The sequence below is a fragment of the Polynucleobacter sp. CS-Odin-A6 genome, assembly GCF_018882095.1.
Classification (GTDB): domain Bacteria; phylum Pseudomonadota; class Gammaproteobacteria; order Burkholderiales; family Burkholderiaceae; genus Polynucleobacter.
The window spans coordinates 331,231-358,230 of the sequence record NZ_JACVPD010000002.1 but is presented as its reverse complement, the minus strand read 5'-3'; the positions used below and the strand labels follow the sequence as shown (position 1 = coordinate 358,230).

The 27,000-nt window shown below is 45.7% G+C and carries 25 protein-coding genes; 17 read left to right on the top strand and 8 right to left on the bottom strand.

All coding sequences use genetic code 11. The annotated features are described in order from the left end of the window. The 10 genes from murD to lpxC all read left to right on the top strand — a co-directional run bounded on the left by murD (window position 1) and on the right by lpxC (window position 11,441). Window positions 1-1,620 (top strand): UDP-N-acetylmuramoyl-L-alanine--D-glutamate ligase, encoded by a 1,620-nt coding sequence (gene murD / locus ICN15_RS06500; RefSeq protein ID WP_216201891.1) that lies wholly within the window; start codon window positions 1-3, stop codon window positions 1,618-1,620. Next, complete coding sequence (gene ftsW / locus ICN15_RS06495) at window positions 1,617-2,888, top strand: putative lipid II flippase FtsW (protein ID WP_216201889.1); 1,272 nt, start codon at window positions 1,617-1,619, stop codon at window positions 2,886-2,888. The genes murD and ftsW overlap by 4 nt, the downstream gene beginning before the upstream one ends. Then, window positions 2,885-3,958, top strand: coding sequence for an undecaprenyldiphospho-muramoylpentapeptide beta-N-acetylglucosaminyltransferase (gene murG, locus ICN15_RS06490; protein WP_216201887.1), 1,074 nt, complete (start codon window positions 2,885-2,887; stop codon window positions 3,956-3,958). The genes ftsW and murG overlap by 4 nt, the downstream gene beginning before the upstream one ends. Further along, window positions 3,955-5,391: a UDP-N-acetylmuramate--L-alanine ligase gene (gene murC / locus ICN15_RS06485; RefSeq protein ID WP_216201886.1), complete on the top strand. Its 1,437-nt coding sequence runs from the start codon at window positions 3,955-3,957 to the stop codon at window positions 5,389-5,391. The genes murG and murC overlap by 4 nt, the downstream gene beginning before the upstream one ends. Window positions 5,392-5,407: 16 nt before the next feature. Beyond that, a complete protein-coding gene (locus ICN15_RS06480) occupies window positions 5,408-6,397 on the top strand; it encodes a D-alanine--D-alanine ligase (RefSeq protein WP_255532919.1) in 990 nt (329 codons plus the stop codon). Next, a complete protein-coding gene (locus ICN15_RS06475) occupies window positions 6,394-7,266 on the top strand; it encodes a cell division protein FtsQ/DivIB (RefSeq protein WP_255532896.1) in 873 nt (290 codons plus the stop codon). The genes ICN15_RS06480 and ICN15_RS06475 overlap by 4 nt, the downstream gene beginning before the upstream one ends. Before the next feature lie 2 nt (window positions 7,267-7,268). Further along, on the top strand, window positions 7,269-8,498 hold the full coding sequence (gene ftsA, locus ICN15_RS06470; protein ID WP_216201882.1) for a cell division protein FtsA: 1,230 nt from the start codon (window positions 7,269-7,271) through the stop codon (window positions 8,496-8,498). Between the two features lie 48 nt (window positions 8,499-8,546). Continuing rightward, a complete protein-coding gene (gene ftsZ / locus ICN15_RS06465; RefSeq protein WP_216201881.1) occupies window positions 8,547-9,887 on the top strand; it encodes a cell division protein FtsZ in 1,341 nt (446 codons plus the stop codon). Between the two features lie 110 nt (window positions 9,888-9,997). Beyond that, on the top strand, window positions 9,998-10,498 hold the full coding sequence (locus ICN15_RS06460) for a peroxiredoxin (protein WP_216201880.1): 501 nt from the start codon (window positions 9,998-10,000) through the stop codon (window positions 10,496-10,498). A gap of 31 nt (window positions 10,499-10,529) precedes the next feature. Beyond that, on the top strand, window positions 10,530-11,441 hold the full coding sequence (gene lpxC / locus ICN15_RS06455) for a UDP-3-O-acyl-N-acetylglucosamine deacetylase (protein ID WP_216201878.1): 912 nt from the start codon (window positions 10,530-10,532) through the stop codon (window positions 11,439-11,441). Window positions 11,442-11,468: 27 nt separating this feature from the next. Here lpxC and ICN15_RS06450 read toward each other — a convergent pair whose 3' ends face one another. Continuing rightward, window positions 11,469-11,945, bottom strand: a complete 477-nt coding sequence (locus tag ICN15_RS06450; RefSeq protein WP_255532895.1) for a hypothetical protein — start codon at window positions 11,943-11,945, stop codon at window positions 11,469-11,471. A gap of 81 nt (window positions 11,946-12,026) precedes the next feature. On the opposite strand from ICN15_RS06450, the gene secA reads away from it, so the two are divergent. The 4 genes from secA to ICN15_RS06430 all read left to right on the top strand — a co-directional run bounded on the left by secA (window position 12,027) and on the right by ICN15_RS06430 (window position 17,399). After that, window positions 12,027-14,792: a preprotein translocase subunit SecA gene (gene secA / locus ICN15_RS06445; RefSeq protein ID WP_216201875.1), complete on the top strand. Its 2,766-nt coding sequence runs from the start codon at window positions 12,027-12,029 to the stop codon at window positions 14,790-14,792. Between the two features lie 67 nt (window positions 14,793-14,859). Further along, window positions 14,860-16,095, top strand: a complete 1,236-nt coding sequence (gene argJ / locus ICN15_RS06440; RefSeq protein WP_216201873.1) for a bifunctional glutamate N-acetyltransferase/amino-acid acetyltransferase ArgJ — start codon at window positions 14,860-14,862, stop codon at window positions 16,093-16,095. A gap of 11 nt (window positions 16,096-16,106) precedes the next feature. Next, window positions 16,107-16,967: an ATP-binding protein gene (locus ICN15_RS06435; RefSeq protein WP_216201872.1), complete on the top strand. Its 861-nt coding sequence runs from the start codon at window positions 16,107-16,109 to the stop codon at window positions 16,965-16,967. Window positions 16,968-16,982: 15 nt separating this feature from the next. After that, a complete protein-coding gene (locus tag ICN15_RS06430) occupies window positions 16,983-17,399 on the top strand; it encodes an NUDIX domain-containing protein (RefSeq protein ID WP_216201870.1) in 417 nt (138 codons plus the stop codon). Here ICN15_RS06430 and zapD read toward each other — a convergent pair. Genes zapD through ICN15_RS06400 form a run of 6 tightly spaced genes read right to left on the bottom strand, consistent with a single transcriptional unit; the run spans window position 17,396 to window position 22,721 of the window. Beyond that, the gene (zapD, locus tag ICN15_RS06425; RefSeq protein ID WP_216201868.1) at window positions 17,396-18,148 is read right to left on the bottom strand and encodes a cell division protein ZapD; all 753 of its coding nucleotides are present in this window, start codon (window positions 18,146-18,148) and stop codon (window positions 17,396-17,398) included. The genes ICN15_RS06430 and zapD overlap by 4 nt on opposite strands. Window positions 18,149-18,183: 35 nt before the next feature. Then, entirely contained in the window at window positions 18,184-18,846 is a 663-nt protein-coding gene (gene coaE, locus ICN15_RS06420; RefSeq protein ID WP_216862804.1) for a dephospho-CoA kinase, read from the bottom strand. Beyond that, window positions 18,801-19,274, bottom strand: a complete 474-nt coding sequence (locus ICN15_RS06415; protein ID WP_255532893.1) for an A24 family peptidase — start codon at window positions 19,272-19,274, stop codon at window positions 18,801-18,803. Before ICN15_RS06415 ends, coaE begins: the two co-directional genes overlap by 46 nt. Window positions 19,275-19,300: 26 nt before the next feature. After that, window positions 19,301-20,365 (bottom strand): type II secretion system F family protein, encoded by a 1,065-nt coding sequence (locus ICN15_RS06410; RefSeq protein ID WP_216201866.1) that lies wholly within the window; start codon window positions 20,363-20,365, stop codon window positions 19,301-19,303. Beyond that, window positions 20,365-21,435 (bottom strand): GspE/PulE family protein, encoded by a 1,071-nt coding sequence (locus ICN15_RS06405; RefSeq protein WP_216201865.1) that lies wholly within the window; start codon window positions 21,433-21,435, stop codon window positions 20,365-20,367. Before ICN15_RS06405 ends, ICN15_RS06410 begins: the two co-directional genes overlap by 1 nt. Beyond that, a complete protein-coding gene (locus ICN15_RS06400) occupies window positions 21,432-22,721 on the bottom strand; it encodes an HlyC/CorC family transporter (RefSeq protein WP_216201863.1) in 1,290 nt (429 codons plus the stop codon). Before ICN15_RS06400 ends, ICN15_RS06405 begins: the two co-directional genes overlap by 4 nt. A gap of 117 nt (window positions 22,722-22,838) precedes the next feature. On the opposite strand from ICN15_RS06400, the gene ICN15_RS06395 reads away from it, so the two are divergent. Then, complete coding sequence (locus ICN15_RS06395) at window positions 22,839-23,333, top strand: methylated-DNA--[protein]-cysteine S-methyltransferase (protein WP_216201862.1); 495 nt, start codon at window positions 22,839-22,841, stop codon at window positions 23,331-23,333. Here the strand turns inward: ICN15_RS06395 and ICN15_RS06390 are convergent. Then, complete coding sequence (locus tag ICN15_RS06390) at window positions 23,330-24,310, bottom strand: squalene/phytoene synthase family protein (RefSeq protein ID WP_216201861.1); 981 nt, start codon at window positions 24,308-24,310, stop codon at window positions 23,330-23,332. The genes ICN15_RS06395 and ICN15_RS06390 overlap by 4 nt on opposite strands. Before the next feature lie 108 nt (window positions 24,311-24,418). Here ICN15_RS06390 and ICN15_RS06385 point away from each other — a divergent pair, with 108 nt between their 5' ends. Both ICN15_RS06385 and ICN15_RS06380 read left to right on the top strand, forming a co-directional pair. Further along, window positions 24,419-25,834, top strand: a complete 1,416-nt coding sequence (locus tag ICN15_RS06385) for a sodium:solute symporter family protein (RefSeq protein ID WP_216201860.1) — start codon at window positions 24,419-24,421, stop codon at window positions 25,832-25,834. Window positions 25,835-25,946: 112 nt separating this feature from the next. Then, on the top strand, window positions 25,947-26,966 hold the full coding sequence (locus ICN15_RS06380; RefSeq protein ID WP_216201859.1) for a 2-dehydropantoate 2-reductase: 1,020 nt from the start codon (window positions 25,947-25,949) through the stop codon (window positions 26,964-26,966). Window positions 26,967-27,000 lie beyond the last annotated feature (34 nt).

Genomic DNA, 27,000 nt, shown 5'->3' with positions numbered 1-27,000 from the left:
ATGCATAACTTAGACCAAGCCTTCGCTAATCCTGCACTGATTACAGATGAGCGCTATCAAGCGCCTCAACATTTTTTGATATTGGGGTTGGGAGAATCCGGCTATGCAATGGCTAAGTGGTGTTTACGAAATGGTGCAAAGGTTAGTGTTGTAGACACGCGCAATCGTGAACAGCTGAATGAACGGCAAAAAGCGTGGCTCAGCGATTTGGAATTTGCTGGCCTCAAAGATGCATATTTTGGCTCTCTTGATAATGCTGATTTAAAAAATATTGATGTCATCGGTATTAGCCCTGGTTTATCACCATCGCTAGAGCCAACAGCTTCTTTCTTGGCAAGAGCGGAGGAGTTAAGTGTTGATATTTGGGGTGAGCTAGAGTTCTTTGCTAGAGCATTGGCAGCGTTAGATCGGATGGCTCAAGTAGATCACTCGCAATATCAACCCGCTGTCTTGGCTATTACTGGCACTAATGGGAAAACCACCACCACGGTATTAACTGGCCAATTGTGTCAGCGTGCTGGCAAGCGTGTTGCAGTTGCTGGAAATATTAGCCCCGCAGCTTTAGATCAACTAATGTCGTGTTTGGATGCATCAGATCAAATCGCAGATATGCCTGAGATTTGGGTACTTGAGCTCTCTAGTTTTCAGTTAATCTACACGAGCAACTTTAATGCTACAGCAGCAGCAGTATTGAATATTACCCAAGATCATTTGGATTGGCATGGTGATATGAAGGCCTATATAGATGCAAAGGCCAATATCTTTGGACGAGATTCTGTCTGCATCTTGAATCGTGATGATGCATTGGTGATGAGTCTACTGACTGATGAGCAAAAAACCAATCGATCCATCATTACTTTTGGTGCCAATCGCCCAAATGAACAGGGTACCTTTGGAATTGAGCATGATCTGCGCGCAGGTGGAATTGATTGGTTAGTTTGGGCTGACGTAGATGAGGATCTTGAGCTTCAACCTAAGCGTCGCCGCAAAGCTGTGGTGATAGAAGACGAGCCATTAAGACTGAAACGTTTAATACCAGCTGATGCCTTACGTATTCGTGGTCGTCACAATGCTTTAAATGCGCTAGCTGCATTAGCCTTAGCAAGATCTGCTGGTTTGCCGTTGAATATATTGCTTCATGGTTTACGTGACTATCACGGCGAGCCTCATCGTGTTCAAAGCGTGTCTATTGTGTCGAACGTCGAGTACATAGATGACAGTAAGGGCACTAACGTAGGTGCAACAGTTGCCGCGCTAAATGGTTTAAGTGCTAATGATTCAAATAAACGAATCTGGTTAATTGCTGGCGGTGAAGGCAAGGGCCAAGACTTTAGTCCCTTACGTGACCCGATAACACGATTTGTAAAAGGTGTTTTCTTAATTGGTAAGGATGCTCCGATCATCGCTGAGGCCTTATCGGAATCTGCTCCTTGCATCATGAGTAAGACTTTGCAAAATGCAGTAGCCGAAGCCGCTAAGCAAGCTCAGTCTGGCGACATCGTTTTACTGTCACCAGCTTGCGCAAGTTTTGATCAGTTCAGCGATTACGTTGCCCGTGCGGAAGCATTTGTTGCAGAAGTTCAAGAGCTAGGAATGCAGTTCGAAGGAGTTCATGCATGAATTTGAGGGAAAAAATATTTCCTGAGAGTCGCTTGGGTCTTGACCGCTTCTGGAATTTCTCAAGAGGTGGAATAGATAATTTCCGCAGCGGCTTAAGAGATGCCGTATCTGGTGTTGAGCAAACCCGCTCTCGCATGATGGACTACGACCAGCTATTGGTTTGGGCAGTACTCTCTTTGGCCCTGATTGGTTTAGTCATGGTCTACTCTGCATCAATCACTTTAGCTGATGGCCCTAAGTACGCAAATTACAGTAGCAACTTCTTTTTAATTCGCCATTTGATTTCGTTGACTATCGCGTTAGTGATAGGTATCTGGGCTTTTAAAATTCCCACCTCTGTGTGGGATCGATATTCTCCAGTCATTTTTGGCATCACAGTCATACTATTAATTGCAGTATTGATCCCCGGAATTGGAAAGGGAGTGAACGGGGCTAAGCGTTGGATTCCGTTGGGCTTATTGAGTTTTCAGCCATCTGAATTAATGAAATTCGCCGCAGTCATTTTCGCAGCGAGCTATACAGTGCAACGCCAAGAATATCTCCATTCATTTGTTAAGGGCATGTTACCGATGGGTATCGCTGTTGCATTGGTAGGGGGTTTACTCATGGCTGAGCCAGACATGGGTGCTTTTGTAGTAGTAGCTTTAATTGCCTTTGGAATTTTATTCTTAGGCGGTATCAATGCTAAATTATTTGGTGGCTTGATCTTGGTCGGCATTATGAGTGGGGCAATCATGATTGCACTATCGCCTTTTCGTCGAGGACGAATGCTAGCCTTTATGGATCCATGGCAGGCAGATAATGCAGCAAATAAAGGCTACCAGTTAACCCATTCATTGATGGCCTTTGGCCGTGGTGAATGGTTCGGTTTGGGATTGGGTGGTAGCGTTGAAAAACTCCACTATCTACCGGAGGCTCACACGGACTTCATCATGGCTGTGATTGGTGAAGAGCTTGGATTTGTTGGTGTAGTGGTGATGATCTTTCTGTTTTATTGGATCGTACGTCGTGCATTTTTAATCGGCCGTACTGCGTTGCAGTTGGATCGTAGTTTTGCTGGCCTTGCTGCCAAAGGTGTGGCGATCTGGATTGGCTGGCAAGCTTTTATCAATATGGGTGTGAATTTAGGTTTGCTGCCCACTAAGGGCTTAACTCTTCCATTGGTGAGTTACGGCGGCTCTGGAATTTTGATGAATGCGATTGCAATAGCTATGCTACTTCGCATTGATTATGAGAGCCGAATCTTGATGCGGGGAGGTAAGTTATGACCAAGCCTTCCATTTTGGTGATGGCTGGCGGTACTGGGGGACATATCTTCCCTGGCCTTGCTGTTGCTGAACATCTACGTCACTGTGGCTGGAAGGTATCTTGGCTAGGTAATAAAAATGGCATGGAATATCGCCTTGTAAGGGCATGCAATTTCCCTTTTGAGGCGGTTGATTTTGGTGGACTTCGTGGGAAGGGCCTCAAAGCGAAGCTCATGCTTCCGTTGAATCTGGCGAGAGCAAGCTATCAGAGTTGGAAAATTATGCGCCGCCTAAATCCAAACGTTATTTTAGGAATGGGTGGTTACATTACTTTTCCTGGCGGCTTGATGACAAAACTCTTAAAAAAGCCTCTAGTCCTGCATGAGTCTAATTCAGTGGCGGGTAGTGCCAATCTGGCCTTAGCCAAAATTGCTATGCGTACCTTAACGGGTTTCCCTGATGTGATGACTAAAGCTGAATGGGTAGGAAACCCAATCCGTGAAGAATTTGATGCAGTAGCTGCGCCAACTAAACGTTATGAAGCGCGTACTGGCCCTCTATCCATTTTAGTAGTTGGGGGAAGCTTGGGTGCTAGCGCGTTAAATGATGCTGTGCCTGCTGCACTAGCCTTAATAGATAAATCAGCTCGACCACAAGTAATTCATCAAGCTGGGGATAAACATGTGGCAGAACTTCAAAAACGCTACTCGGAGCTAGGTCTTGAGGCTGATATTCGTCCATTTATAGACGACATGCCCACTGCCTATGCTCAAGCGGATCTAGTGATTTGCCGTTCGGGTGCGATGACAGTTTCAGAAATTGCGGCTTGCGGTGTTGCATCCTGTTTAATCCCATTTCCTTATGCGATTGATGATCATCAGACTGCAAATGCACGCTTTCTGTCAGATGCAGATGCAGCAATTCTTTTGCCGCAAGCAGATCTGAATCCCCAGGATATGGCCTTGATGATTCAAAATTTTAATCGTCAAGATTTAAAGACGATGGCTGAGCGTGCCCATGCATTAGCCAAGCCACATGCCACTCAGCGTGTTGCCGAAGTATGTGCAGACTGCGCGGGGGTAGGAATATGAAGCATATTATTCAGCAAATTCATTTTGTAGGTATTGGTGGCGCTGGTATGAGCGGCATTGCCGAAGTGCTCCTGAATTTGGGATATCAGGTCTCTGGATCTGATTTGACTGAAGGTGCTGTAACCAAGCGTTTAAGGGGCTTGGGTGCAGTGATTCATATTGGACATGATCCTCAGAATATTGGTACTGCAGAAGCCGTTGTTATTTCTACCGCAGTGACTGGTAATAATCCTGAAGTCTTAGCTGCCCGTGCAGCTAGGGTGCCAGTGATTCAGCGCGCCGTCATGCTGGGTGAACTCATGCGCTTAAAACAGGGCATTGCGATTGCGGGTACGCATGGAAAAACAACCACGACCAGTTTGGTAGCCTCAGTATTGGCTGAAGGTGGCTTAGATCCCACCTTTGTGATTGGTGGAAAGTTAAATTCTGCGGGTGCCAATGCACGCTTAGGTCAAGGTGACTTCATTGTGGTTGAGGCAGACGAGTCCGATGCCTCCTTTTTACAGCTATTCCCTGTTATGGAAGTAGTGACCAATATAGATGCTGATCATATGGATACCTATCAGCATGATATGTCGAGATTGAAACAAGCTTTTGTACAGTTCATCCAGCGTATGCCTTTTTATGGTGTTGCTGTTTTATGTATCGATGATGCTAATGTGCGGGATATTATTCCGTTTGTATCTCAGCCGGTATTGCGTTATGGCTTATCAGAAGATGCCGATATTCGGGCTAGCAATGTGCGTGCTGAAGGTACTCGTATGCACTTTACGGTGGATCGTAAGACAGTTCGCCGTCATGGTAATAAGCCAGGCCCATTAGAAGTGCAGTTAAATTTACCCGGCCTTCATAATGTTCACAATGCATTGGCTGCCATCGGAATTGCAACCGAATTGGGTGTCGGTGATGAGGCAATCATTAAGGCGTTATCTGAATTTGGCGGCGTTGGCCGTCGCTTCCAAAAATATGGCGAAATTCCTTTGGAAGCGGGTGGCAGCTTTACGCTAATAGATGACTATGGTCACCATCCCGTAGAAATGGCAGCTACTTTAGCTGCAGCACGCGGAGCCTATCCAGGCCGTCGCTTGGTATTGGCATTTCAGCCTCATCGATTCACGCGCACGCGTGATTGTTTTGGTGAGTTTGTCCAGGTTATCAAAAACTTTGATGCACTTGTGTTGACCGAAGTCTATCCAGCAGGTGAGGCAAAGATTTCCGGGGCGGATGGGCAAAGTCTTATGAAGGCGGCACTTGCAGTTGACAAGACTCTAAAGATCCCTCTGGATCAGACCGCAGTCGCCTTTGCTCCGACAGTGTCTGAGATGCCAGAAAAATTAAGCGCCTTACTCCGCGATGGAGATGTGTTGATTACGATGGGTGCAGGTTCTATTTCTGGATTACCCCATGTGTTAGCGGAGGCAAAGCATGCCTAAGCAAGATCAAGCATTTATGTCATGGGGCGAGCGCGTTAAGAGGGATCTCGCAAGTTTAGATGTGAACTCTCTTGGTCGAGTAGGTGTTCTGCTCGGTGGCCGCTCTGGCGAACGTGAGATTTCATTAATGTCCGGTAGTGGTGTTTTAGAGGCATTGCTCTCTAAGGGTGTTGACGCCCATGCATTTGATCCAGGATTACGTTGTCCAACTGAATTAGCAAAAGAAAAATTTAACCGTATCTTTATCGCATTGCATGGACGTTACGGCGAGGACGGTACGATTCAAGGATTACTTGAGCTCCTAGATTTACCTTACGCCGGCAGTGGTGTATTGGCGTCTGCTTTAGCGATCGACAAAATTGCAACCAAGCGTATTTGGTTGAGTAGCGGTCTATCGACCCCAGAGTTTCAAGAATTAAAAGCCGATAGTGATTGGAACGCGGTAGTGCAGCGTTTAGGCTTGCCGTTGATCGTTAAGCCCGCACATGAAGGCTCATCATTGGGTTTGACTAAGGTGAAATCTGTCGACGAGTTACCTGCCGCTTATCAGCTTGCGGCAGGAATGGATAAAAAAGTAATTGCGGAAACTTGCATCATTGGTGATGAGCTCACTTGTCCATTGGTTGGCTATGGCAAGGATGCTGAAGCTTTACCAGTGATAAAAATTATTCCTCCGCAGGCCAATTACGATTTTCATAATAAATATTTTTCAGATGAAACCCAATATTTATGTCCAACTGGCTTGTCCCCAGAGGTGAATTTTGCAGTTCAAGAATTGGCTTTAGCTGCCTATCGTGCTCTCGATTGCAAGACATGGGGTCGTGCTGATGTGATGTTGGATCATACAACTGGCAAACCCTATCTCCTTGAGATGAATACCTCCCCGGGAATGACATCACATTCTTTGGTACCTATGGCAGCGAAAGCAGCTGGCATTGATTATGCAGAATTGGTGCTTTGGCTTATCAGTCAAACACTAAAGAGGAAAGGTGCTGAGTCAGCATGAGTCAGTTGAACTCTTTCTTAAATGGATTCGGAGAGGTATTTACTTCGCTTGCATCCCCACTTTGGAATTATCCAGAGCGGATGAAAAAATTGAGTCGTTTCTTGATGTACTGTTTTGCGGCAGCGGTTTGTATTGGAATGCTTGTTTGGTTGAGCCAGCGGCCAGTATTTACCTTACGCCAAGTAGTCATCGAGCCTATTGTTGGTCAAACACTAAAACATATTAATCAGCCTGTAGTGAAGCAGCAAGTATTAGAAACGGTTCAAGGCAATTTTTTCAGTGTCAGGCTGGAAGATGTCAAGCGGGGCTTTGAATCAATGCCCTGGGTACGTCATGCGAATGTCCGCAGAGTTTGGCCCAATGGATTAATTGTAAGTATTGAAGAGCAAAAGCCTTTTGGCACTTGGGGTGGAGTTGATAGTCATACCCTGATGAATACCCATGGTGAACTCTTTGTAGGTCGTATTTCCGATATAGGCGATGGGATTCAATTAATTGATTTCTCTGGACCAGAGGATGCTAGCAAAGAAGTAATGCGCTTATACGAGAAAGCGAATGCTTGGTTCAAGCCCTGGAATACAGAGGTAAAAAGTTTAGCTCTCTCCGAGCGCTATGCCTGGCATGTCAAATTATCTAATGGCATGAAGGTGGAATTCGGGAGAGATGAAGAGAATTCAGACAAGACCTTAACTGAGGATCGGGTAGCACGATTGTTTAAGTATTGGCCACAAGTTCAAGAGAAATGGGCAAATCGCGTAGATGCGATTGATCTTCGTTATGCAAATGGCTTTGCAGTGCATCTTGCTTCGGCAAGCCTGAAAAAGAATGAAATAGATAGTAGAAAAATGAGTAGAAGCAATGAGGAGTGAGAATGAGTAAAGATAACCGCGATGTATTGGTCGGATTAGATATTGGCACCTCTAAGGTGGTTGCTTTGGTTGCTGAATTAGCGCCTGATGGTCAATTTAATGTTGTTGGCGTAGGCCAAACTGCGTCTAAGGGACTAAAGAAAGGTGTTGTTGTCAACATTGAGGCAACTGTCCAGTCCATTCAGAAGGCGCTTGAAGAAGCCGAAGTCATGGCTGATCGCCAGATTGTTCAGGTATTTACTGGCATCGCTGGAAACCATATTGTGAGCTTCAACTCTAGCGGCATGGTGGCTATTCGTGACAAAGAAGTGAGTGCGGGAGATGTTGAGCGCGTCCTTGAAACAGCTAAGGCAATCAACATTCCAACTGATCAGCAAATTCTTCACATCCTGGTTCAAGAATTCATTATTGATGGTCAAGAAGACGTTCGTGAACCCATTGGTATGAGCGGCCTTCGTCTTGAGGTGAAGGTACATATTGTTACTGGTGCTGTTAGTGCCGCACAAAATATTGTGAAGTGTGTGCGTCGCTGTGGGCTTGAGGTAAATGATCTCATTTTGCAACCGCTGGCGTCGAGTCTGGCGGTATTAACGGAAGATGAAAGAGAGCTTGGTGTTGTATTGGTTGATATTGGCGGTGGAACTACGGATATTGCTATTTATTGTCAAGGATCCATACGCCATACTGCCGTCATTCCAATCGCAGGGGATCAAATTACTAATGACATTGCGATGGCATTACGAACCCCTACTATCGATGCAGAAGATTTAAAAATTCAGTATGGTATTGCGCGCCAAGATATGGCAGACCCCACGACGATGATTGATGTGCCAGGGATGGGTGATCGTGAGCCACGCCCAATGTCTAAACAGGCATTGGCTGCAGTGATTGAACCGCGAGTTGAAGAGTTATTTACTTTGGTGCGAGGTGTTGTACGTGACTCTGGTTACGAAGATATGGTGTCTTCAGGAATTGTTCTTACTGGCGGCACTGCTTTAATGCCAGGAATGGTTGCACTTGCTGAACAAGTATTTTTGCGTCCAGCACGTGTTGGCACTCCAGAATATCGCGGTCATTTACATGAAGTCTTACGTAGCCCACGATTTGCTACCAGTATCGGTTTGTTAATGGAAGGTCAGGCGCAGTTGTTGCGAGGCCGTCGTGTATCTCAATCAGGCGCTTTACAAAGTGTTGTTTCGCGCATGAAGGAATGGTTTGCAGGAAATTTTTAAGTTTTTTCGTCGTCGTTAATGTAGTACGTTTATTGCCTAGGAGGGTATATGGAATTTGAAATGTTAGATCAAGAAACAGCTGGCAAAACCATTATTAAAGTGGTCGGAGTTGGCGGTGCGGGTGGTAATGCTGTGCAGCACATGATTCGCCGTGGAGTTAATGGCGTAGAGTTTATTTGCATGAACACCGATGCGGGCGCTTTACAGCGTTCTGAGGCATCTGTGAATTTGCAACTAGGTTCTAGTGGACTTGGTGCTGGAGCAAAGCCTGAAATTGGTGCTGCATCTGCTGAAGAGGCACGTGCGCGTATTGCAGATACTTTGCAAGGTGCTCATATGGTGTTCATCACCGCTGGAATGGGTGGTGGTACTGGTACTGGGGCTGCGCCAATTGTGGCTCAAGTCGCTAAAGAAATGGGTATTTTGACAGTTGGCGTAATTAGCAAGCCATTCGATTTTGAGGGTGTCAAGCGCTTAAAGGTGGCAGAAGATGGCGCGGCTGAACTTGAATCTTATGTGGATTCATTGATCGTAGTGCTCAATGAAAAACTCTTTGAGGTCATGGGTGAGGATGCTGAGTTCGATAAGGCCTTTGCCTGCGCGGACGACGTATTGCACAACGCCGTTTCTGGAATTGCGGAAATTATTAATGTCCAAGGCTTAATCAACGTTGACTTTGAGGATGTAAAAACAGTCATGGGCGAACAAGGCAAGGCGATGATGGGAACGGCAACCGTTTCTGGCATGGATCGTGCACGCTTAGCTGCTGAAGCTGCAGTGGCATCGCCATTACTTGAAGGTGTTGATCTGTCTGGTGCCAGAGGCGTTCTGGTGAATATCACTGCTAACCGTTCTTTAAAGTTATCTGAGACTCGCGAAGTAATGGCTGCGATTCGTGGTTATGCCGCGGATGATGCCACAGTGATTTTCGGTACTGTTTATGATGAATCTTTGGGCGATGCCTTGCGAGTGACTGTAGTTGCAACAGGATTAAATAACCCACTTGCACGTCAAAGTCATCAACCAGAAGTAGTTTGGAGACAAGCAACGGGTACCCATGATGCAATGCCGACCATGGCGGACTTAAATAGCTTCGCTCCCGCAAGTGCGTCAGCTGCAATGAGTAAGGTAGGCTTGGATTCTGCTTTGAGTACCAGTGCTGGGTTAGCAATGACAGGGTCTGGTAGTGCGCCTTCAATGACCACTCAAGCAACAAGTAACAGTGTTGATTACAGTCAATATGATTTGCCGCGGGTTTTCCGCAGTTCGCGTGAAGCTGCTCCAGCCCCTACATTAGGCGCTGATAGCTCACCACAGGCTAAATCGATGTTGGATAAAGGGGCTGATTATTATGAAATTCCAGCCTTTTTACGTAAGCAAGCAGACTAAGCAAAGCTCATACAATAGACGTTGAAATGCCAGCGCAGCGCCCCTCCGGACGACGAATCCTGCGCTAGCGTTGGCATGCTTATAACAACTATGTATTAATTGGAGATCTTATGATTGCAGTTGGACAAAAATTACCGAATGCCACTCTGTATGAGTTTTTAGATGAAGCAACTGAAGGCTGTGCCATTGGTCCGAATGCATTTGAAGTTGAGAAGCTGACTGTTGGTAAAAAAATAGTGATCTTTGCATTGCCTGGCGCATTTACGCCAACTTGTTCTGCAAAGCATGTTCCTAGTTATGTTGAACACTTTGATGCGATTAAAGCAAAGGGTGTCGATGAGATTTGGTGCATTTCAGTAAATGATCCATTTGTTATGGGTGCTTGGGGACGTGAACAAAAAGTAGGTAATAAGATTCGCATGTTTGGCGATGGTAGTGCCGAATTTACAAAGAAACTGGGCCTAGAATTAGATTTGACTGCTCGTGGTTTTGGAGTTCGCTCAGACCGCTATGCCATGATCGTTGAAAATGGCATTGTAAAAACTTTAGATCGTGAAGCGCCCGGTAAGTTTGAAGTAAGCGATGCCGCTTCAGTTTTAAAGCAACTTTAAGTAGTGATTCCTGAATTGAGATAAGACCAACATGAAGCAACGCACCATCGCTACCCCGATTAAAACTGTAGGGATTGGCTTGCACTCTGGGCGCAAGGTGACTTTATCGATTAAGCCTGCTCCGGTGAATTCAGGAATCGTATTCGTGCGTGTAGATACCCCAGAGCAGTCGGTGATACCGGCTACCGCTCTGGCGGTTTGCGATACCCGCCTTGCATCTGTTATTCAAAAAGATGGAGTACGCGTTTCCACGGTCGAGCATTTACTCTCGGCTTGTGCCGGTTTAGGCCTTGATAATTTATTCATTGAGCTAGATGGCGAAGAAGTGCCGATTATGGATGGTAGTGCTGCCTCATTTCTATTCTTAATGGAGTCTGCTGGTATTGCAGAGCAAGATGCACCCAGACAATTTTTAGTTATTAAAAAACTAATTGAAGTCCGAGAAGGCGATAAGCTAGCCCGCTTAGAACCTTTCTTTGGTTTTAAATTGGATTTCACAATCGACTTTAAGCATCCGGCCGTTGATAAGACAGGTCAGCGTTTTGTAGTAGATTTTGCTGAGCACGCTTATCGAAGTGAAATTGGTCGTGCGCGCACTTTTGGTTTTGCCCATGAGGTTGAAGCATTACGAGAAATGGGTTTAGCGCGCGGCGGAAGTTTAGATAACGCGATTGTGCTCGATGAGCACCGCATCCTGAATAACGAAGAACTACGTTATGAAGATGAGTTTGTGCGCCATAAAATTTTGGATGCCATTGGGGATCTTTACTTGGTTGGGCACCCTATTGTTGGGTCTTATGTGGCAGAAAAATCAGGGCATGCCCTCAATAACGCGCTTTTACGAAAGTTGTTAGAGGACCCAAGCGCTTATGAGATTACAAGCTTTCCAGAAAGTAAGGCTCCTGCGGCATACTCCAAAGAGAGTCAGCCCCTTTTTTTCTGAAACCGCCTCCTGAGGTTTTATCTATCTTTACTTGGGTTTGTTTTGAAGAAGGCGTTCAACTGCCTTACGTAAGTCGGAATCCGGAGCCAACTTATCGACCAAAGACTCCCAAGATGCCCTTGCTACCGCATTAAATCCCCTCGCTTTTTCTGTCGCCTGGCGACCTTCACGCGGCTTAATGTCCCAGGTAGTTGGTGCTGGCTTTAGGCGTACTTTAATAACCGAACAAACCACCCCATTCTTAGCTAAACCATTGATTAAGCTAGGTAAAACTTGCTGAAGTCGAGTAGCAATGCTCGCCCCACCCACCAATAAAAATAGCTCATTTTGACTGCCAGTCCGCCATCCAACTTCCATTTTTGAGGCTAAGTGATCTAAATCCAACTCAAATAGAGCGGCCTTGAGTGCCACTTTGAGTTTGGCTAGATCTTCCGTTTTGGCCAAAATTCCACCGAGCCCCTCGGAATCACGTAAGTAGTCCAGCCAGTCATGGGCTACTTTCATAGGCTTAGGTTTGGAGGAAAAGTTCATATAAAAATAGGGTACGGGTGATAAACTCAAGGTCTTAATTTACTTCAATATCCCATGGTAATCGGTCTTCTTAAAACCTTGGTCGGCAGTCGTAACGACCGCCTCATAAAACAGTATCGCAAAGCGGTTGCTAAAGTGAATGCTTTCGAGCCTAGCCTGCAAGCTTTGGATGACGCTGCACTGCAAGCAAAAACTGCTGAGTTCAAATCTCGTTTGGCTGCTGGTGAGTCATTGGATGACCTGGCTCCGGAAGCTTTTGCGGTCGTTCGTGAGGCCAGTACTCGCGTTATGAAGATGCGTCACTTTGATGCTCAGATGATGGGTGGTCTTGCATTGCATCAGGGCAAGATTGCGGAAATGGGAACAGGTGAAGGTAAGACCTTAACTGCAACACTGCCTGTATATTTAAATGCATTAAGCGGTCAGGGTGTTCATGTAATTACTGTGAATGATTACTTGGCTCAGCGAGATGCAGAGTGGATGTCAACCCTCTACAATTTCTTGGGCATGAAGGTTGGTGTGAATTTATCGCAGATGGAGCACGCCACTAAGCAGGAGGCTTATGCTGCCGATATCACTTACGGTACCAATAATGAGTTTGGCTTTGATTACCTCCGCGATAATATGGTGCAAGACTTTGGTCAGCGCGTTCAGCGCGGGCTAGCTTATGCGATTGTTGATGAGGTGGACTCGATCTTGATTGATGAGGCACGCACTCCATTGATTATTTCTGGTCAAGCCGAAGACCATACGGATCTCTACATCAAAATTAATGCATTGCCTGCTTATTTAGAGCGTCAAATCGGCGAGGAAAAAGCCGATGGCACTGGTGTTGAAAAGCCAGGTGATTATTGGGTAGATGAAAAGTCCCAGCAAGTCTATCTAACTGAGCGCGGTCATGACAAGGCGGAGACAGTCTTAGTTGAGCTTGGCGCTTTAAACGATGGCGAATCTTTATATGCTCCCCAAAACATTACATTAATGCACCATGTGTATGCAGCCTTGCGTGCACACACCCTATACAACCGTGATCAACAATATGTAGTCCAAAATAATGAAGTCATTATTGTTGATGAGTTCACAGGGCGCTTAATGCAGGGTCGTCGTTGGTCAGATGGTTTGCATCAAGCGGTTGAGGCAAAAGAGGGTGTACAGATCCAGAATGAGAACCAGACCTTAGCCTCAATTACCTTCCAGAACTATTTCCGGATGTATGGCAAATTGGCCGGTATGACCGGTACTGCTGATACGGAAGCATACGAGTTTAAGGAAATTTATAGCCTTGAGACTGTAGTCATTCCACCGAATCGCCTAAGTCAAAGAAAAGATCGGCAAGATCAAATTTACAAGACTTCACGCGAGCGTTACGACGCAGTGATCAAAGATATTGATGACTGCTTTAAACGTGGTCAGCCAGTACTGGTTGGCACTACCTCGATTGAAAACTCTGAGTTAATTGCGAGCCTACTAGATCAGCGTGAATTGCCACATCGAGTCTTAAATGCCAAACAGCACGCTCGTGAAGCGGAAATCATTGCTCAGGCTGGTAGACCGAAGATGATTACGATTGCCACCAATATGGCTGGTCGTGGTACAGATATTGTGTTGGGTGGTAATGTAGGTAAACAATCTTCTTTAATCCAGGCGGATGACCAGCTCCAAGAGGCTGAGAAGGCTAGCAAAATTAAGATTTTGCAAGACGAATGGCAAAGTCTGCATGATGAGGTTTTAGCTGCTGGCGGATTACATATTATTGGTACGGAGCGCCACGAAAGTCGCCGCATTGATAATCAACTGCGTGGTCGTGCAGGTCGTCAAGGCGACCCCGGCTCTTCCCGCTTCTATCTTTCCTTGGATGATGCCCTCTTACGTATTTTTGCTGGAGATCGTCTGCGCGCAGTCATGGATCGCCTCAAAATGCCGGATGGAGAGCCTATCGAGGCCGGCATGGTGACTCGCTCGATTGAGTCTGCTCAGCGCAAGGTTGAAGGTCGTAACTTTGATATTCGTAAGCAGTTATTAGAGTACGACGACGTTGCCAATGACCAGCGTAAAGAAACCTATCGCCTCAGAAATGAAGTTTTAGAAAGCGACGATGTTGGCGAATTGATTGCTAATTTGCGTGAAGACATCCTGCGTACTATTTGTGGCTTGTATGTTCCGCCTGAGTCGATGGAAGAGCAATGGGATTTAGCAGGGCTTGAGAATATATTGGCGAATGACTGGGGTTTAACGATCGACCTGAAAAATTGGGTTGAGAGTGCTGCCTCGATGGAAGACGGGCAGATTATTGAGTACGTATTGCAGGCCGCAAAAGAAGTCTATGATGCGAAAGTCGAGCTCTCCGGTCGTGCTTCCTTTGCCGGATTTGAGAGATCTGTTTTGCTTTACAGCCTAGATACCCATTGGCGGGAGCATTTGGCGGCCTTGGATCATTTGCGTCAAGGCATTCATTTGCGTGGCTACGCTCAAAAAGATCCAAAACAAGAATACCGTCGCGAAGCATTCGAGCTTTACGGTGAATTATTAAATGTCATCAAGAGTGATGTGACGAAAAGTATCATGACGGTACAAATTCGGAGTGCGAGTGAGTTGGATGAAGCCTCTGAATCCATCAATGAAGATTTAGCTAAGCTCTCAGATGTCCAATACCAACATTCAGATCCAGACCTTGAGGTTGCCGGCTCAACAGGTGATCGTGGTGCAGCAATTGAAATTGCGCCAGCACCACTGCGTACAGGGCCCAAGATTGGTCGAAATGATCCTTGTACCTGTGGCAGCGGTAAGAAATATAAGAACTGTTGCGGCGCATTAAGTTAGTCTATTGATTGTCAAAGAGCTGCCGAATTCTGCAGCTCTGCAGGGCCTCATCTACAATTGTCAGATCATGACAGTTAACCTACCACCCCCCCTAAAAGATCAGCTGAAGCCTATCAAAGGCTTTCAGATGGGTATTGCAGAAGCCGGTATTAAAAAGGCCAATCGCAAAGATCTACTGGTAATGACTTTGGCTGCTGGCTCCCAAGTCGCAGGTGTCTTTACCTTAAACCGTTTTTGCGCTGCACCAGTTCAGGTTTGCCGAGAGCATCTAGCCCATGATGGCACTAAGGGGGAGATTCGCGCTTTGGTAGTGAATACTGGTAATGCGAATGCAGGAACAGGTGATCAGGGTATGAAAGATGCCCTAGCAACTTGCGCTGCACTTGCGAAAGAGTTACAGCTGAACCCTGAGCAGATTCTCCCCTTTTCTACAGGCGTAATTTTAGAGCCCTTACCGATTGCTAAATTGATTGATGCGTTGCCGAAGGCAGTTGCTAATTTAGGTGAAGATCTATGGTTTGATGCTGCAGAAGCCATCATGACAACCGATACGCAGCCTAAAGCCAGTTCTTTGGCAGTGGAGACGCCGTTAGGTCTTGTCACCATGACCGGCATCTGCAAAGGTGCAGGCATGATTCATCCGAATATGGCGACTATGCTGGGCTTCATTGCAATGGATGCTGGCTTTGCACCGGGTTTGTTGGCCAGTTTGACGCGTGAAGTTGCAGATCAATCATTTAATGCGATCACAATAGATGGTGATACTTCAACGAATGATTCTTTCATCATAATTGCAACAGGCCAATCATCAGTGCAGATTCAATCTACTGATGACCCTAGTTATGGCCTGGTAAGGACTGCTTTAATAGAGCTTGCACGCAAACTAGCACAAATGATCGTGCGTGATGGCGAGGGTGCCACTAAATTTATTACGATTGATGTACAGGGCGGCAAGACGGAGAAAGAGTGTCGATTGGTTGCTGAGGCGGTAGCTCACTCACCATTGGTAAAAACCGCCTTCTTCGCTAGTGACCCCAATCTGGGCCGCATACTTGCTGCTATTGGTTACGCTGGTATCACTGATCTTGACGTAAACCAAGTGCAAATGTGGCTTGGTGATGTGTGGGTGGCTAAGAATGGTGGCCGCAATCCTGAGTATCAAGAGGCTGATGGTCAAAGAGTGATGCAGGCAGCAGAAATCACCGTCAAAATTGACTTGGGTCGTGGATCAGCAAAACAGACCATGTGGACTTGCGACCTATCACATGACTACGTTTCCATTAATGCTGACTACCGCTCATAGGAAAACATGAGATGAATGAAAAACTAGACCAGCTCCTGAGCCATTTGGAAACATTTCTACCAAAGCAGTTAACTGAAGAGCAGTGGCAGTCTTCCACTGCATTTAGATGGCGTCGACGTGACAGTATCTTTGGTAGCATTGGATTTCTGCAGCCGGTCAAACATGTAGCAGATATTAGCTTTGAAGATCTGAAAAATATTGATCGTCAACGCGATGCGATTCGTGACAATACTAAGAACTTCATTCAAAAGAAACCAGCAAATAATATTTTGCTCACAGGTGCACGAGGTACAGGCAAGTCTTCGCTCATTAAAGCGAGCTTGCATGAGTTTGCTACTCAGGGACTGCGTTTAGTTGAAGTAGAAAAAGAACATCTAGCAGACTTAGCTGATATTACTGACTTGCTGGGTGATCGGCCTGAGCGATTCATTATTTTCTGCGACGATCTTTCCTTTGAAGACGGTGAGTCTGGATATAAGGCTATGAAGTCCGCATTGGATGGTTCGGTATCCGCCCAAGTCGATAATATTTTGATCTACGCCACATCAAACCGTCGTCACCTATTGCCTGAGCATATGAAAGACAATCTGAGCTACTCTCATAGTGATGATGGAGAAATTCACCCGGGCGAAGTAGTTGAAGAAAAGATTTCACTGTCAGAGCGTTTTGGTTTGTGGCTCTCTTTCTATCCGCCTAAACAGGATGAGTATTTGGAAATCGTTGCCCATTGGTTACGCCATTTTAGTTTAAGTGATTCGCAGATAGAAGATGCGCGAGCTGAGGCATTGGTTTGGGCATTAGAGCGTGGTTCACGTTCTGGCCGAGTAGCTTGGCAGTTCGCGAAGCACTGGGCTGGGTCACATACTGTTTAGGTATTTATTTTTTTGATGAGTGAATTGAATCGTCCCGTTACCGAAGTTGCCGCTGGGATCTTATTGGATGCAGAGGGGCGCTACCTCTTGGGCCAGCGTCCAGAGGGTAAACCTTATGCAGGCTACTGGGAAGTTCCGGGCGGCAAAATTGAAAGTGGTGAATCTGTATTTGCAGCGCTCAAACGCGAATTAAGGGAAGAGCTTGGAATTGAAATTGAGTCTAGCGAAGAGTTAGTTGTTTTAGAACACGATTATCCACATGCTTATGTTCGTTTACATGTCAGCATTATTCGGCAATGGAATGGGGTACCGATGGGATGCGAAGGACAGTTACTTTCTTGGCAGTTACTCGGAGATGCAGTTCCAACAGTGGAGCCCTTATTGCCAGCGGCATGGCCAATGCTCGAAAAGCTCAGACTACTAAGGGCTTAGAACTGGCAGAGGGTAAGTCTAAAAGGCACATCCTCATTGAGAAGCTGAGGTTTTTTATCGCGATCTGCTTTTAGAAATCGAATGGATAGCAAGTATTTATTAGCACTGATCTCAGAAAAGAGGGTGTCATCCTCTACGGCAATGCGCATCAGTTGATACACCTTGCCGGAGGGTGCTTGTTGATAAGAGCCTTGATGTCCAACAACATCCTTGGCTTCACCAGATTGGCGGAGTAGACGTAAGAAAATTTGACAAGCTTCTTGCCATGGTAAAAGTGGCGCAATGTATTTTTCTAATAACTCCCTGCGTTGAGTCGAGGGAGTATTTTTCCAAGCATGGTAGCTTGGTAAATCAATTGGACTAGTTCCACCCGGAATATTTAAGCGCGTTCGAATAGCATTCAACCATTCACTTTCGCTAATCACCGCATTAGGCTTACCCATCGACTGATTAATACTCAATGCAGCCTTATCAATTTCAGTAAGCGTTTGTGAAAGCGCCTCCTGATCTACTTTTTGAGAGGACTTCAAGCCCTGCAAAGTATATTTTTGACGTTCGAATTCTTTGAGCAACAAAGACTTAATGTCACCTCGAGAGCCAATGTCGCCCAAATCAAATAACATCGCAATTGCATTGTGATGGAGCTCGGGATCATCAGATCTTAGGAAGTGATTAAAGCGGGCGAACAAGTACTCTAGCCGAAGCATGCTTCGGACTAATTCATTGAAAGGATATTCGTAGACGATCACAAGCCTACATTCTATGACGAACTCAGGGGCTCTCCCTAAATTCTGAGCAATTGTTGGTGCAGATGGAAAACCTCAGATTTGAGATCTTCCAGGCTGCCTTGATTTTTAATCACGGCATCAGCGGCGGCTAGACGGATCTCTCGGGTGGTTTGTGCTTTAAGGACATTTTCTACCTCTGATCGAGTCATATTGCTGCGCTGCATCACTCTTTTTATTTGAGTTTCTTCTGGGCAATCTACCACCACTAGATGGTCAATCAGTTTTATCCATGAGCCGGATTCAATAAGGAGGGGAACAACAAAAACTAGGTAAGGAACCCCGAGTTTTGCTAGTTTAAAAGCGTTTTTTGCCGTTTCTTGCTGAATCAAAGGGTGAGTAATTTGCTCTAACGTTTGCCTAGCTTTGGGATCTGAAAAGACGAGGGTGCGCATTTTAGGGCGATCCAGAGCGCCTTGAGGATCAATGAATTCAGATCCAAATGCCTCGGTAATCAATGTAACTGCTTTACCGCCAGAGGAGGTAATGTGATGAGAAATCAGGTCTGTATCAATAATTCCAGCTCCAAGCTCTCCTAGCAAGTCGCTGACGGCAGTCTTGCCGGAACCAATGCCACCAGTTAAGCCAATCAAGGGTATTTTCCCTTTTAAAGCTTTTAAATCAGTCTGGGTAGGATCAAAGTCTGAATGAGTTGAGGCCATAGCAATTCAATGATGCCAGCAAAAGCTAGAAATGGGCCAAAAGGGAATGCGTTCCCAACATTGTGCCGATTCCATTTGAGCCAAACGATGCCACCAATAAGCCCCGTGATAGAGGCGATCAGGAGAATGGTAGGTAGAGAGTGCAAACCTAACCAAGCGCCCAAGGCTGCTAAGAGTTTTGCATCACCCATGCCAATACCATTGCGATTTTTGAGCAGACGATAGCCAGCATTTAATGCCCACAGTGATCCATAACCCAGAATCCCCCCAAGTAAGGCTGAAGCCGGGGATGTGAGGGAGAGGTCTGAAACGCAATTAAAAACGATGCCTAAAAAGATCAAGGGCAGTGTAATGACATTGGGCAAGCGAAAAGTACGCCAATCAACATAGGCCAAGTAAAGCAAGGCCAAGATCAAAAAGGATTTCATTATCCAAATGATGGCTTTGGGATCCATTAAACAATTTGCCCTAAATTAAAGATGGGTAGATAGAGGATTATGACTAAAGTGCCAATGATGACTCCAACAAAAAGAATCAGTGCAGGCTCTAGGCTCTGACTAAGGGTATTTAGTTGACTGCTCAACTGTGAGCCTAAAGTAGTAGCACGCTTATTTAGCATCTCAGCCAATCCGCCACTTTCAGCGCCAATATGAAGTAGTAATAGGGTCTCTACATCAAGTAGGCGTGACTTTGGGTCTGCTCGTTTAAGAGACTCACCCAAAGGCCATCCACGAGTCAGATGTTTAAATATTTCAGCACTAAAGTCATGGCTTACCCAGTGATTAGAAGATTGCGCAGTAACTCTTAGCGCATCTGGCAGAGGTAAGCCAGTTTCCAATAAATGACCTAAAGTTCGACACCAATGGCTGAGCGTTGCCAGTCTAAACAAATTCCCCAAAAATGGAATCCTCAAGAAGAGAGCATCACAGGACTTTTGGAGTGCGCTGGATTTGAGCCATGCATATAGAAAGCCAGCACTTAGAATTAGAGTGGCTGTCACTAATTCTAAGTAGTAATCCTGGATACCCGAAGAAATGACAATGAGTATTCTGGTGGGCGCTGGCAGCTCCGCCTGAAAATGTCCAAAGACCTCCTTAAAAACGGGCACAACCCAAACCATCATTACTATTACCAGCAAGAAAGAGGTGGCTAAAGTGATCATAGGATAAGTCAGAGACTGCTGGACTTTTCTGCGCAATTCTATTTGTGCTTCCAGTTGCGCGGAAATTGTCCGAAGCGCTAAACCTAGATCGCCCGATCGCTCACTGACTCTAATGAGGTTTGAAAATTCTGGGGAAAATTTTCCATCTTGCGCACTCAAGCAAAAAGAAAAACTATGCCCCTTTTGAAGAAGAGAGCGGATCTCTTCTAACCATGCCTGCCAAGATTTTGGTGCAGACTGAATTAATAGCGCAATGGCATTTAGCAAGGGGAGCCCAGCCTGAAGAAGGGAGAGCATTTGTTCTGCGAAATGCAGTTGCTCAGACTGACTGAGTCTTTGATTAAAAAATATTCCCATTAATGCCAAGTGCCCAGCTCTGAATTTAAAGAGATCTGGTCGATTAAACCTGTTTTAACTGATTCCATGCCTGCGGAGTAAATATCCAGAGGGTGACTTGATTCCAGTAAGTGTTTGCTGCCTAAAACTTCATGAACACCAATGCGACCAAAATATCCCGAACCTTTGCAAAGATGGCAAGGAGCTCGCTTAGGAATCTGATGGCACTGTTCACAGCGTTTACGGACAAGTCTTTGAGAGCTTACACAGCGCAGGCAGGACTCAATGGACTCTTGGTCTATGCCCAAGCTGTTGAGTCGACTGAGAGCTCCAATTGCATTGCGTGTATGCAAGGTGCTGAGAACCAAATGACCTGTTTGTGCTGCTTGAATGGCGAGCTGTGCACTTGCGGCATCGCGTATTTCACCAATCATGATGACGTCAGGGTCTTGGCGCAATAGGGCGCGAATAATAGTAGGGAAATCTAAACCCGCTTTTGGGTGATAGGCAACTTGATTGATACCTGGAAGGCGGATTTCGATGGGATCCTCTACAGAGCAAATATTACGTTGCACTTGGTTTAATGCACTCAGGCAGCTATATAAGGTGCGTGTCTTACCGCTGCCTGTAGGCCCTGTCACCAAAATTAAGCCATTGGTCTGATGAATGGCAGTGTGAAATATCTCGAGTTGCTCTGGAAGCAGTCCGATTTGATCTAGCGCAAGCTCGTCCAGGCGGCTAGGCAGTATGCGGATTACCGCCTTTTCGCCATGCAAAGTAGGAAGGATGGATACCCGGCAATCGATATTGGGATGGCTAAAGTCATGGCCAATAGCCAGGCGCCCGTCTTGAGGTAGACGCTTTTCTGCAATATCAAGACGAGCTAATATTTTGATGCGTGTAATTAGACGCTCGTGCAAATCAATCGGATATTGGTTTTGTAATGCAAGGCGACCATCTATTCTCACCCGCACTACTGTTTCTTGAGATCTTGCCTCAATATGGATATCAGTAGCCCGCGTAGTTAGTGCATTGACAGCAATTTCATACCAGGTCCGAATGATGTGAGAGTCATGCAGAAGCTCGCTCAATCTGGATTCAGTTTAGCGATAGGTCTATATAACTTCACGGTTTTTACAGCATGCTCATCAAACTGCACGATTTCCATTACAACGCCCGCAATCCGAATGCTCACATCGTAATCGGGAATAGCCTCTAATTTTTCTAGGATAAGACCATTCAAAGTACGCGGGCCATCCAAGGGTAAGTTTAGATTGAGAAGGCGGTTTAAATCTCGTAATGAAGCAGTGCCACTAGCTAAATAAGTTCCATCTGCCAACCAGCGAGGATCATTTGAAAGATTCGAGAATGAGGTTGTGAATTCACCAATCAATTCTTCAACAATATCTTCAAAAGTAACTAGACCAAGTACTTCACCATATTCATTAACCACTAGGCTTAAACGTTGTTGGTTGTCTTGAAAGAATTGCATCTGCTGCAGAACAGGTGTTCCGCTTGGGATAAAGTAGGGCTCGTTTAGTAGAGCCCGAAAGTCTTCGTGATGAAGCTCTAGATTACCTAGCAATGAAAGTGCCTTTTTTACTGAAAGAATTCCAACAATCCGTTCAGAGTCACCATCGCAGACTGGTAATTTATTGTGATAACAAGTTTCTAGCTGCTGCACTACTTCATCAATCGGTCTTGAGAGATCAAGTGCCTCAATCTTCGAGCGAGGTGTCATCACATCATCAACCAAAATATTTTCTAAATTAAATAGATTGAGCAAAATATTGCGATGGTGAGTAGAGACAAAGCGATTAGATTCAAGTACTAGACTACGTAATTCTTCCTTACTCATTACTCTATTGTCTGTTGAGGTTTGAAGTCCAGAAACTCTCATTAATCCCGATACAAAGCTGTTAATGAACCAGAGTAGTGGTTTTAGTAAGAAGGTGAGGGGTAGGATGACAAAGCCAACATTGCTGGCAATTTTTTCAGGAAAGGCTGCCCCGATCACTTTTGGCGTGATCTCACTAAAAATAATAATCAGTAGTGCAACCACTAGGGTGGCGATCGACAGTACTAGGCCGCTATCACCAAAAATATGGAGCGCAATCCCGGTAACTAAGATGGGTAGGATCGTATTGATGAGGTTATTGGAGATGAGTAGAACGGATAGTAGCGAATCAATTCTTTTTAATAACCTCTCGGCAAGTGCAGCCCCAGCGTTACCGCCATTTGCCATAGCTCGCAGGCGATGACGATTGGCTGACAGCATGCTAGTTTCGGCCATGGAAAAAAAGCCAGAGAGTGCGAGTAAAAATAGGACTAATGCGACTTGGCCAATAAAAGGCCAATCATCAAAAAAGGTGTCCATGAGTTATGCCTGCAAAGAATAAGGAGCAACCAATATAGCAAAGAGCGATTTCACTAGCTATAGGTATCTTGGAAAAACGGATGACCGCATTCTTCAATCTATGTCAGAATCTTCTGGATGCTGACCCCTAAATCCACAGAATATTGCGTCATATCAGCCCCTTTTGGCCGCCTAGGTGCGAAAACAGAGTTGGTGGATGGCAGTTTGATGATCTCAAAAATTGATTATTTGTTGCCAAATACCGCCTTGAGTGCCCCAGGCAACCAATTAGCGAAAGCGTTTTTAAAACAGTGCGAGCACTATTTCAGCAATGCCGCATTTGTTTTTGACCTCCCCCTAAAGCCTGCTGGCACTGCTCACCAGCAAAAGGTTTGGAGAGTCGCTCAGAGTATTCAGGTGGGTAATACGATTACTTATGGCGAGATCTCAAAAATGATTCATAGTGGACCTCGCGCAGTTGGGACTGCCTGTGGTGCCAATCCATACCCTTTAATTACCCCCTGCCACAGGGTAGTTTCTGCACAAGGGCTTGGGGGCTTTATGAAAGAAGATAGCCCTGGTTTTTATCGCCAAGTCAAAGTATGGCTTTTAAAGCATGAAGGTGTACCTTAATTTGCCTCTACTGCAAGTCTTCTCAAGCGACCAGAGGCGGTATAAAAAAATGATTGCATGAGGAAGTTATTGCCGGCAGCGATTTTGGTGAAGCCATAGAAAATCCAAACTCTATTTCTAGAGACCTTTAGTAAGGCTTGATCGCTCAATTCTTGTCTAGCAGCAATCTTTTCTAAGGTCATGACCGCAAGGCCGAATGCCAAAAAGCAGAAACGCCTCATACCCACCTCTTTAGTAGGGATCAACGTAATGTACTGAAGCGAGTCCTGTAGTTTTTCGTAGGCAATCTTGAGCAACTCCGTTTGACTCATCTGAGCGGGCTTCCATGAAACTCCGCGTGCACAATCTTCTGGCGAGTCTTTTAGGATATTGGTCATTTGCAAGGCTTGACCAAACGCTAAAGCGAGCCGCTCATTCCCAGCGATATTTTGCGCAAATTCAGGGGAGTGGTGACCAAAGATCGTAGTAAGCAGCTCCCCAACTACGCCTGCCACGACATAACAGTATTCTTCAAATTCAGCGAGGTCTTTAAGACCTGTACGTGATTGTCGACTATGAAAATGGGACATGCCTTCAGACATGATCGCAATGCAACGACTAATAGCCGCCTGATCACGATTGGGAAAGGTGCGGAGAATGCTCAGCACAGTTGGGGTATGAGCAATTAAATCAAGTTCATCCCTATTGGAATAGCCTTTCAAAGCCCCTAGACAGGGCGTTACGAATGACGCTACTGGAATGGTGCCAAGCACAGCATCTAAGAATAGTTTTGATAAACCCTGCTTCTCTGTTGGGCTAATTTGAGCCGCATCCTCGATTGTGTCGACGATGCGGCACAGCAAGTAGGTGTTGCCCACAACGATTTCAATTGCAGGGGGAAGCAGGGGAATAGTCAGCGCAAAAGTACGCGATACAGAACCCAGAATCGCTTTTTGATAGGCTATATCAGTGTTTTGGTTCTCTAGGATTGAATTCACCCCTGAATTATGTCAGACAGACTCAGCCATAGCTGGTGCTCCTTGATTAAATGACATAAGTAACAAAGCCATATAATTTGTTCAAAAACCTGAAGGAGAAATTGGGCGATGTTGATTTGGTTTGTCGTCATCTATTGGGTGGTATCTGTAGGCATCGGTCTTTGGGCTGCGCTTCGGGTTAAAAACACCGCGGACTTTGCTGCAGCTGGTCATAGTCTTCCATTGCCAATTGTTACCGCGACCGTATTTGCCACCTGGTTTGGCTCAGAAGCAGTATTGGGCATTCCGGCTACTTTCTTGAAGGAGGGTCTGGGTGGAATTGTTTCCGACCCTTTTGGCTCTTCAATGTGTTTGATCTTGGTCGGACTCTTTTTTGCTCGCCATCTGTATAACCGTCGCATGCTCACGATTGGTGATTTCTTTAGAGAAAAATATGATCGTACGGTAGAGGTTTTAGTCACACTCTGTATTGTGGTTTCTTATTTAGGATGGGTTGCAGCACAGATTAAAGCCTTAGGTTTGGTCTTTAATGTTGTCTCTGACGGCAGCATTTCACAAACTGGTGGCATGTTGATTGGCGCGGGCAGTGTTTTAATTTATACCCTCTTTGGCGGCATGTGGTCAGTTGCGATCACTGACTTCGTTCAGATGATCATCATTGTGGTGGGGATGCTCTATATTGGCGGCGAGCTGACGGCTCAAACGGGGGGTGTTGGCGTTGTAATTGAGCATGCAGCCGCGGCTGGACAGTTTTCTAATTTCTGGCCGGATATGAATCTCACCTCCATTTTGGGCTTTGTGGCTGCCTTATGCACCATGATGTTGGGCTCGATTCCTCAGCAAGATGTCTTTCAACGAATTACCTCATCTAAGAATGTGAACATTGCAGTACAAGCAGCCTTATTGGGCGGGGTAATGTATTTCATCTTTGCTTTTGTCCCGCTTTACCTGGCTTATTCAGCAACCATCATTGATCCAGGCTTGGTGGAGCGATACCTCGATACTGATCCGCAAATGATTTTGCCTCAGCTGATCCTGAATCACGCTCCATTGATTGCCCAGGTTATGTTTTTTGGGGCATTACTCTCAGCCATTAAGAGTTGTGCGAGCGCCACCTTGCTTGCACCCTCAGTGACGTTTGCTGAAAACATTGTGAGAGGCTTTTTTAAGCACTTGTCTGATCACGAGCTATTGAAGGTCATGCGCATTACGGTTCTCTGTTTTACACTCGCCGTCACCTTTTTTGCGATTAACTCCGAATTATCGATTTTTAAGATGGTGGAGAGCGCATACAAAGTCACCCTAGTCGCTGCTTTTGTACCACTTGCGTTTGGGGTGTATTGGTCCAAAGCTAACTCGCTTGGAGCCTTATTGGCAGTGTTGGGAGGGCTTACCGTCTGGATTGCTTGCGAAATTCTGGCGCCCCACGCTATTCTTCCTCCACAATTGGCTGGGCTCTTGGCTAGCATTGCAGGCATGCTTTTGGGTGGTTTGGTTCCTAGGACTCAGTTAAGAGCGAGTTAACGTATCTAGTAACTAGGAGCATCCTTAAGTTGGATATTCAATTTATTGCGTTGCAAAAACATCTTCTCTAATATGATATTAATTGAGAATTTTTTATCTTGATGGGATTCCTATGAAAATCTGTGTGATCGGTGGAGGGGGCGCTATTGGCGGTTACCTTGCTGTCATGTTGGCGCGTGCCGGCAATGAAGTGACGGTGGTTGCTCGCGGCGCTACATTGGCTGCGATTAAAGAGCGTGGCCTAGCATTAATTATGGATGACCAGCCTGAGCCTTTAGTTGCCCAAGTAAAGGCGGTGGAAAAAATTAGAGAAGCAGAAACTCCTGATGTTGTTATTTTAGCGGTGAAGGCGCATCAAGTAGAGCCAATCATTGAAGACTTGGCTGCAATCATGGGGCCAGAAACAATTTTGATTCCGATGCAAAACGGAATTCCATGGTGGTATTTCCAGAAGCTAGGCGGTCAATACCAAGATCATTCGGTTGAAACAGTGGATGCTGGCGGAGTAGCCAAGAAGTCCATCAACCCAAACAATATTATTGGTTGCGTAGTCTATCCAGCTACCTTCACTCAAGCTCCCGGTGTAATTCGACATGTCGAGGGGAATCGCTTTCCACTAGGTGAGTTAGATGGCAAGCAAACTGAGCGTATTCAGAAGGTGTCCGAGATGATGACGGCTGCAAGTTTTAAATCACCTATCTTGGAGGATATTCGCTCTGAAATCTGGTTGAAATTGTGGGGCAATATGACCTTTAATCCAATCAGCTCGCTAACTCACGGCACTCTCGAGGGTATTTGTCAGTACCCCCTCACCAAAGAGTTGGCTCGCAATATGATGGCCGAGGCACAAACGATTGCCGAAAAGTTGGGCGTTACTTTCCGGGTAGATATTGAGCGTCGTATTGCAGGCGCTGAAAAAGTAGGAAAACACAAAACATCTATGCTGCAAGACTTAGAGGCTGGTCGTAGTTTGGAGATTGATGCTTTGTTGGGTTCGGTTATTGAGCTTGGCAAGATCACCGAGACACCAACACCTTGCCTCGACACCGTCTTTGCGTTGACTAAGTATCTTGATGAAAATGTTCAGGCCTCTAAAGGTAGCTTGGCATTGCCATCAGTTTCAGGGTACTAGAAAATAAAATTGTATTTAGACTAACGATCTCTAA

Bases quoted from the DNA above. Each gene is read 5' to 3' on its own strand.
- murC (WP_216201886.1), top strand. From the start codon at position 3,955: ATGAAGCATATTATTCAGCAAATTCATTTTGTAGGTATTGGTGGCGCT.
- ICN15_RS06385 (WP_216201860.1), top strand. From the start codon at position 24,419: ATGTTGATTTGGTTTGTCGTCATCTATTGGGTGGTATCTGTAGGCATC.
- ftsZ (WP_216201881.1), top strand. From the start codon at position 8,547: ATGGAATTTGAAATGTTAGATCAAGAAACAGCTGGCAAAACCATTATT.
- ICN15_RS06480 (WP_255532919.1), top strand. From the start codon at position 5,408: ATGTCATGGGGCGAGCGCGTTAAGAGGGATCTCGCAAGTTTAGATGTG.
- ICN15_RS06415 (WP_255532893.1), bottom strand. From the start codon at position 19,274: ATGAAATCCTTTTTGATCTTGGCCTTGCTTTACTTGGCCTATGTTGAT.
- ftsA (WP_216201882.1), top strand. From the start codon at position 7,269: ATGAGTAAAGATAACCGCGATGTATTGGTCGGATTAGATATTGGCACC.
- ICN15_RS06395 (WP_216201862.1), top strand. From the start codon at position 22,839: ATGCTGACCCCTAAATCCACAGAATATTGCGTCATATCAGCCCCTTTT.
- ICN15_RS06380 (WP_216201859.1), top strand. From the start codon at position 25,947: ATGAAAATCTGTGTGATCGGTGGAGGGGGCGCTATTGGCGGTTACCTT.
- argJ (WP_216201873.1), top strand. From the start codon at position 14,860: ATGACAGTTAACCTACCACCCCCCCTAAAAGATCAGCTGAAGCCTATC.
- ICN15_RS06450 (WP_255532895.1), bottom strand. From the start codon at position 11,945: ATGAAAGTAGCCCATGACTGGCTGGACTACTTACGTGATTCCGAGGGG.
- coaE (WP_216862804.1), bottom strand. From the start codon at position 18,846: ATGGCCTCAACTCATTCAGACTTTGATCCTACCCAGACTGATTTAAAA.
- ICN15_RS06475 (WP_255532896.1), top strand. From the start codon at position 6,394: ATGAGTCAGTTGAACTCTTTCTTAAATGGATTCGGAGAGGTATTTACT.
- ftsW (WP_216201889.1), top strand. From the start codon at position 1,617: ATGAATTTGAGGGAAAAAATATTTCCTGAGAGTCGCTTGGGTCTTGAC.
- secA (WP_216201875.1), top strand. From the start codon at position 12,027: ATGGTAATCGGTCTTCTTAAAACCTTGGTCGGCAGTCGTAACGACCGC.
- lpxC (WP_216201878.1), top strand. From the start codon at position 10,530: ATGAAGCAACGCACCATCGCTACCCCGATTAAAACTGTAGGGATTGGC.
- ICN15_RS06430 (WP_216201870.1), top strand. From the start codon at position 16,983: ATGAGTGAATTGAATCGTCCCGTTACCGAAGTTGCCGCTGGGATCTTA.
- murG (WP_216201887.1), top strand. From the start codon at position 2,885: ATGACCAAGCCTTCCATTTTGGTGATGGCTGGCGGTACTGGGGGACAT.
- ICN15_RS06410 (WP_216201866.1), bottom strand. From the start codon at position 20,365: ATGGGAATATTTTTTAATCAAAGACTCAGTCAGTCTGAGCAACTGCAT.
- ICN15_RS06400 (WP_216201863.1), bottom strand. From the start codon at position 22,721: ATGGACACCTTTTTTGATGATTGGCCTTTTATTGGCCAAGTCGCATTA.
- murD (WP_216201891.1), top strand. From the start codon at position 1: ATGCATAACTTAGACCAAGCCTTCGCTAATCCTGCACTGATTACAGAT.
- ICN15_RS06435 (WP_216201872.1), top strand. From the start codon at position 16,107: ATGAATGAAAAACTAGACCAGCTCCTGAGCCATTTGGAAACATTTCTA.
- ICN15_RS06460 (WP_216201880.1), top strand. From the start codon at position 9,998: ATGATTGCAGTTGGACAAAAATTACCGAATGCCACTCTGTATGAGTTT.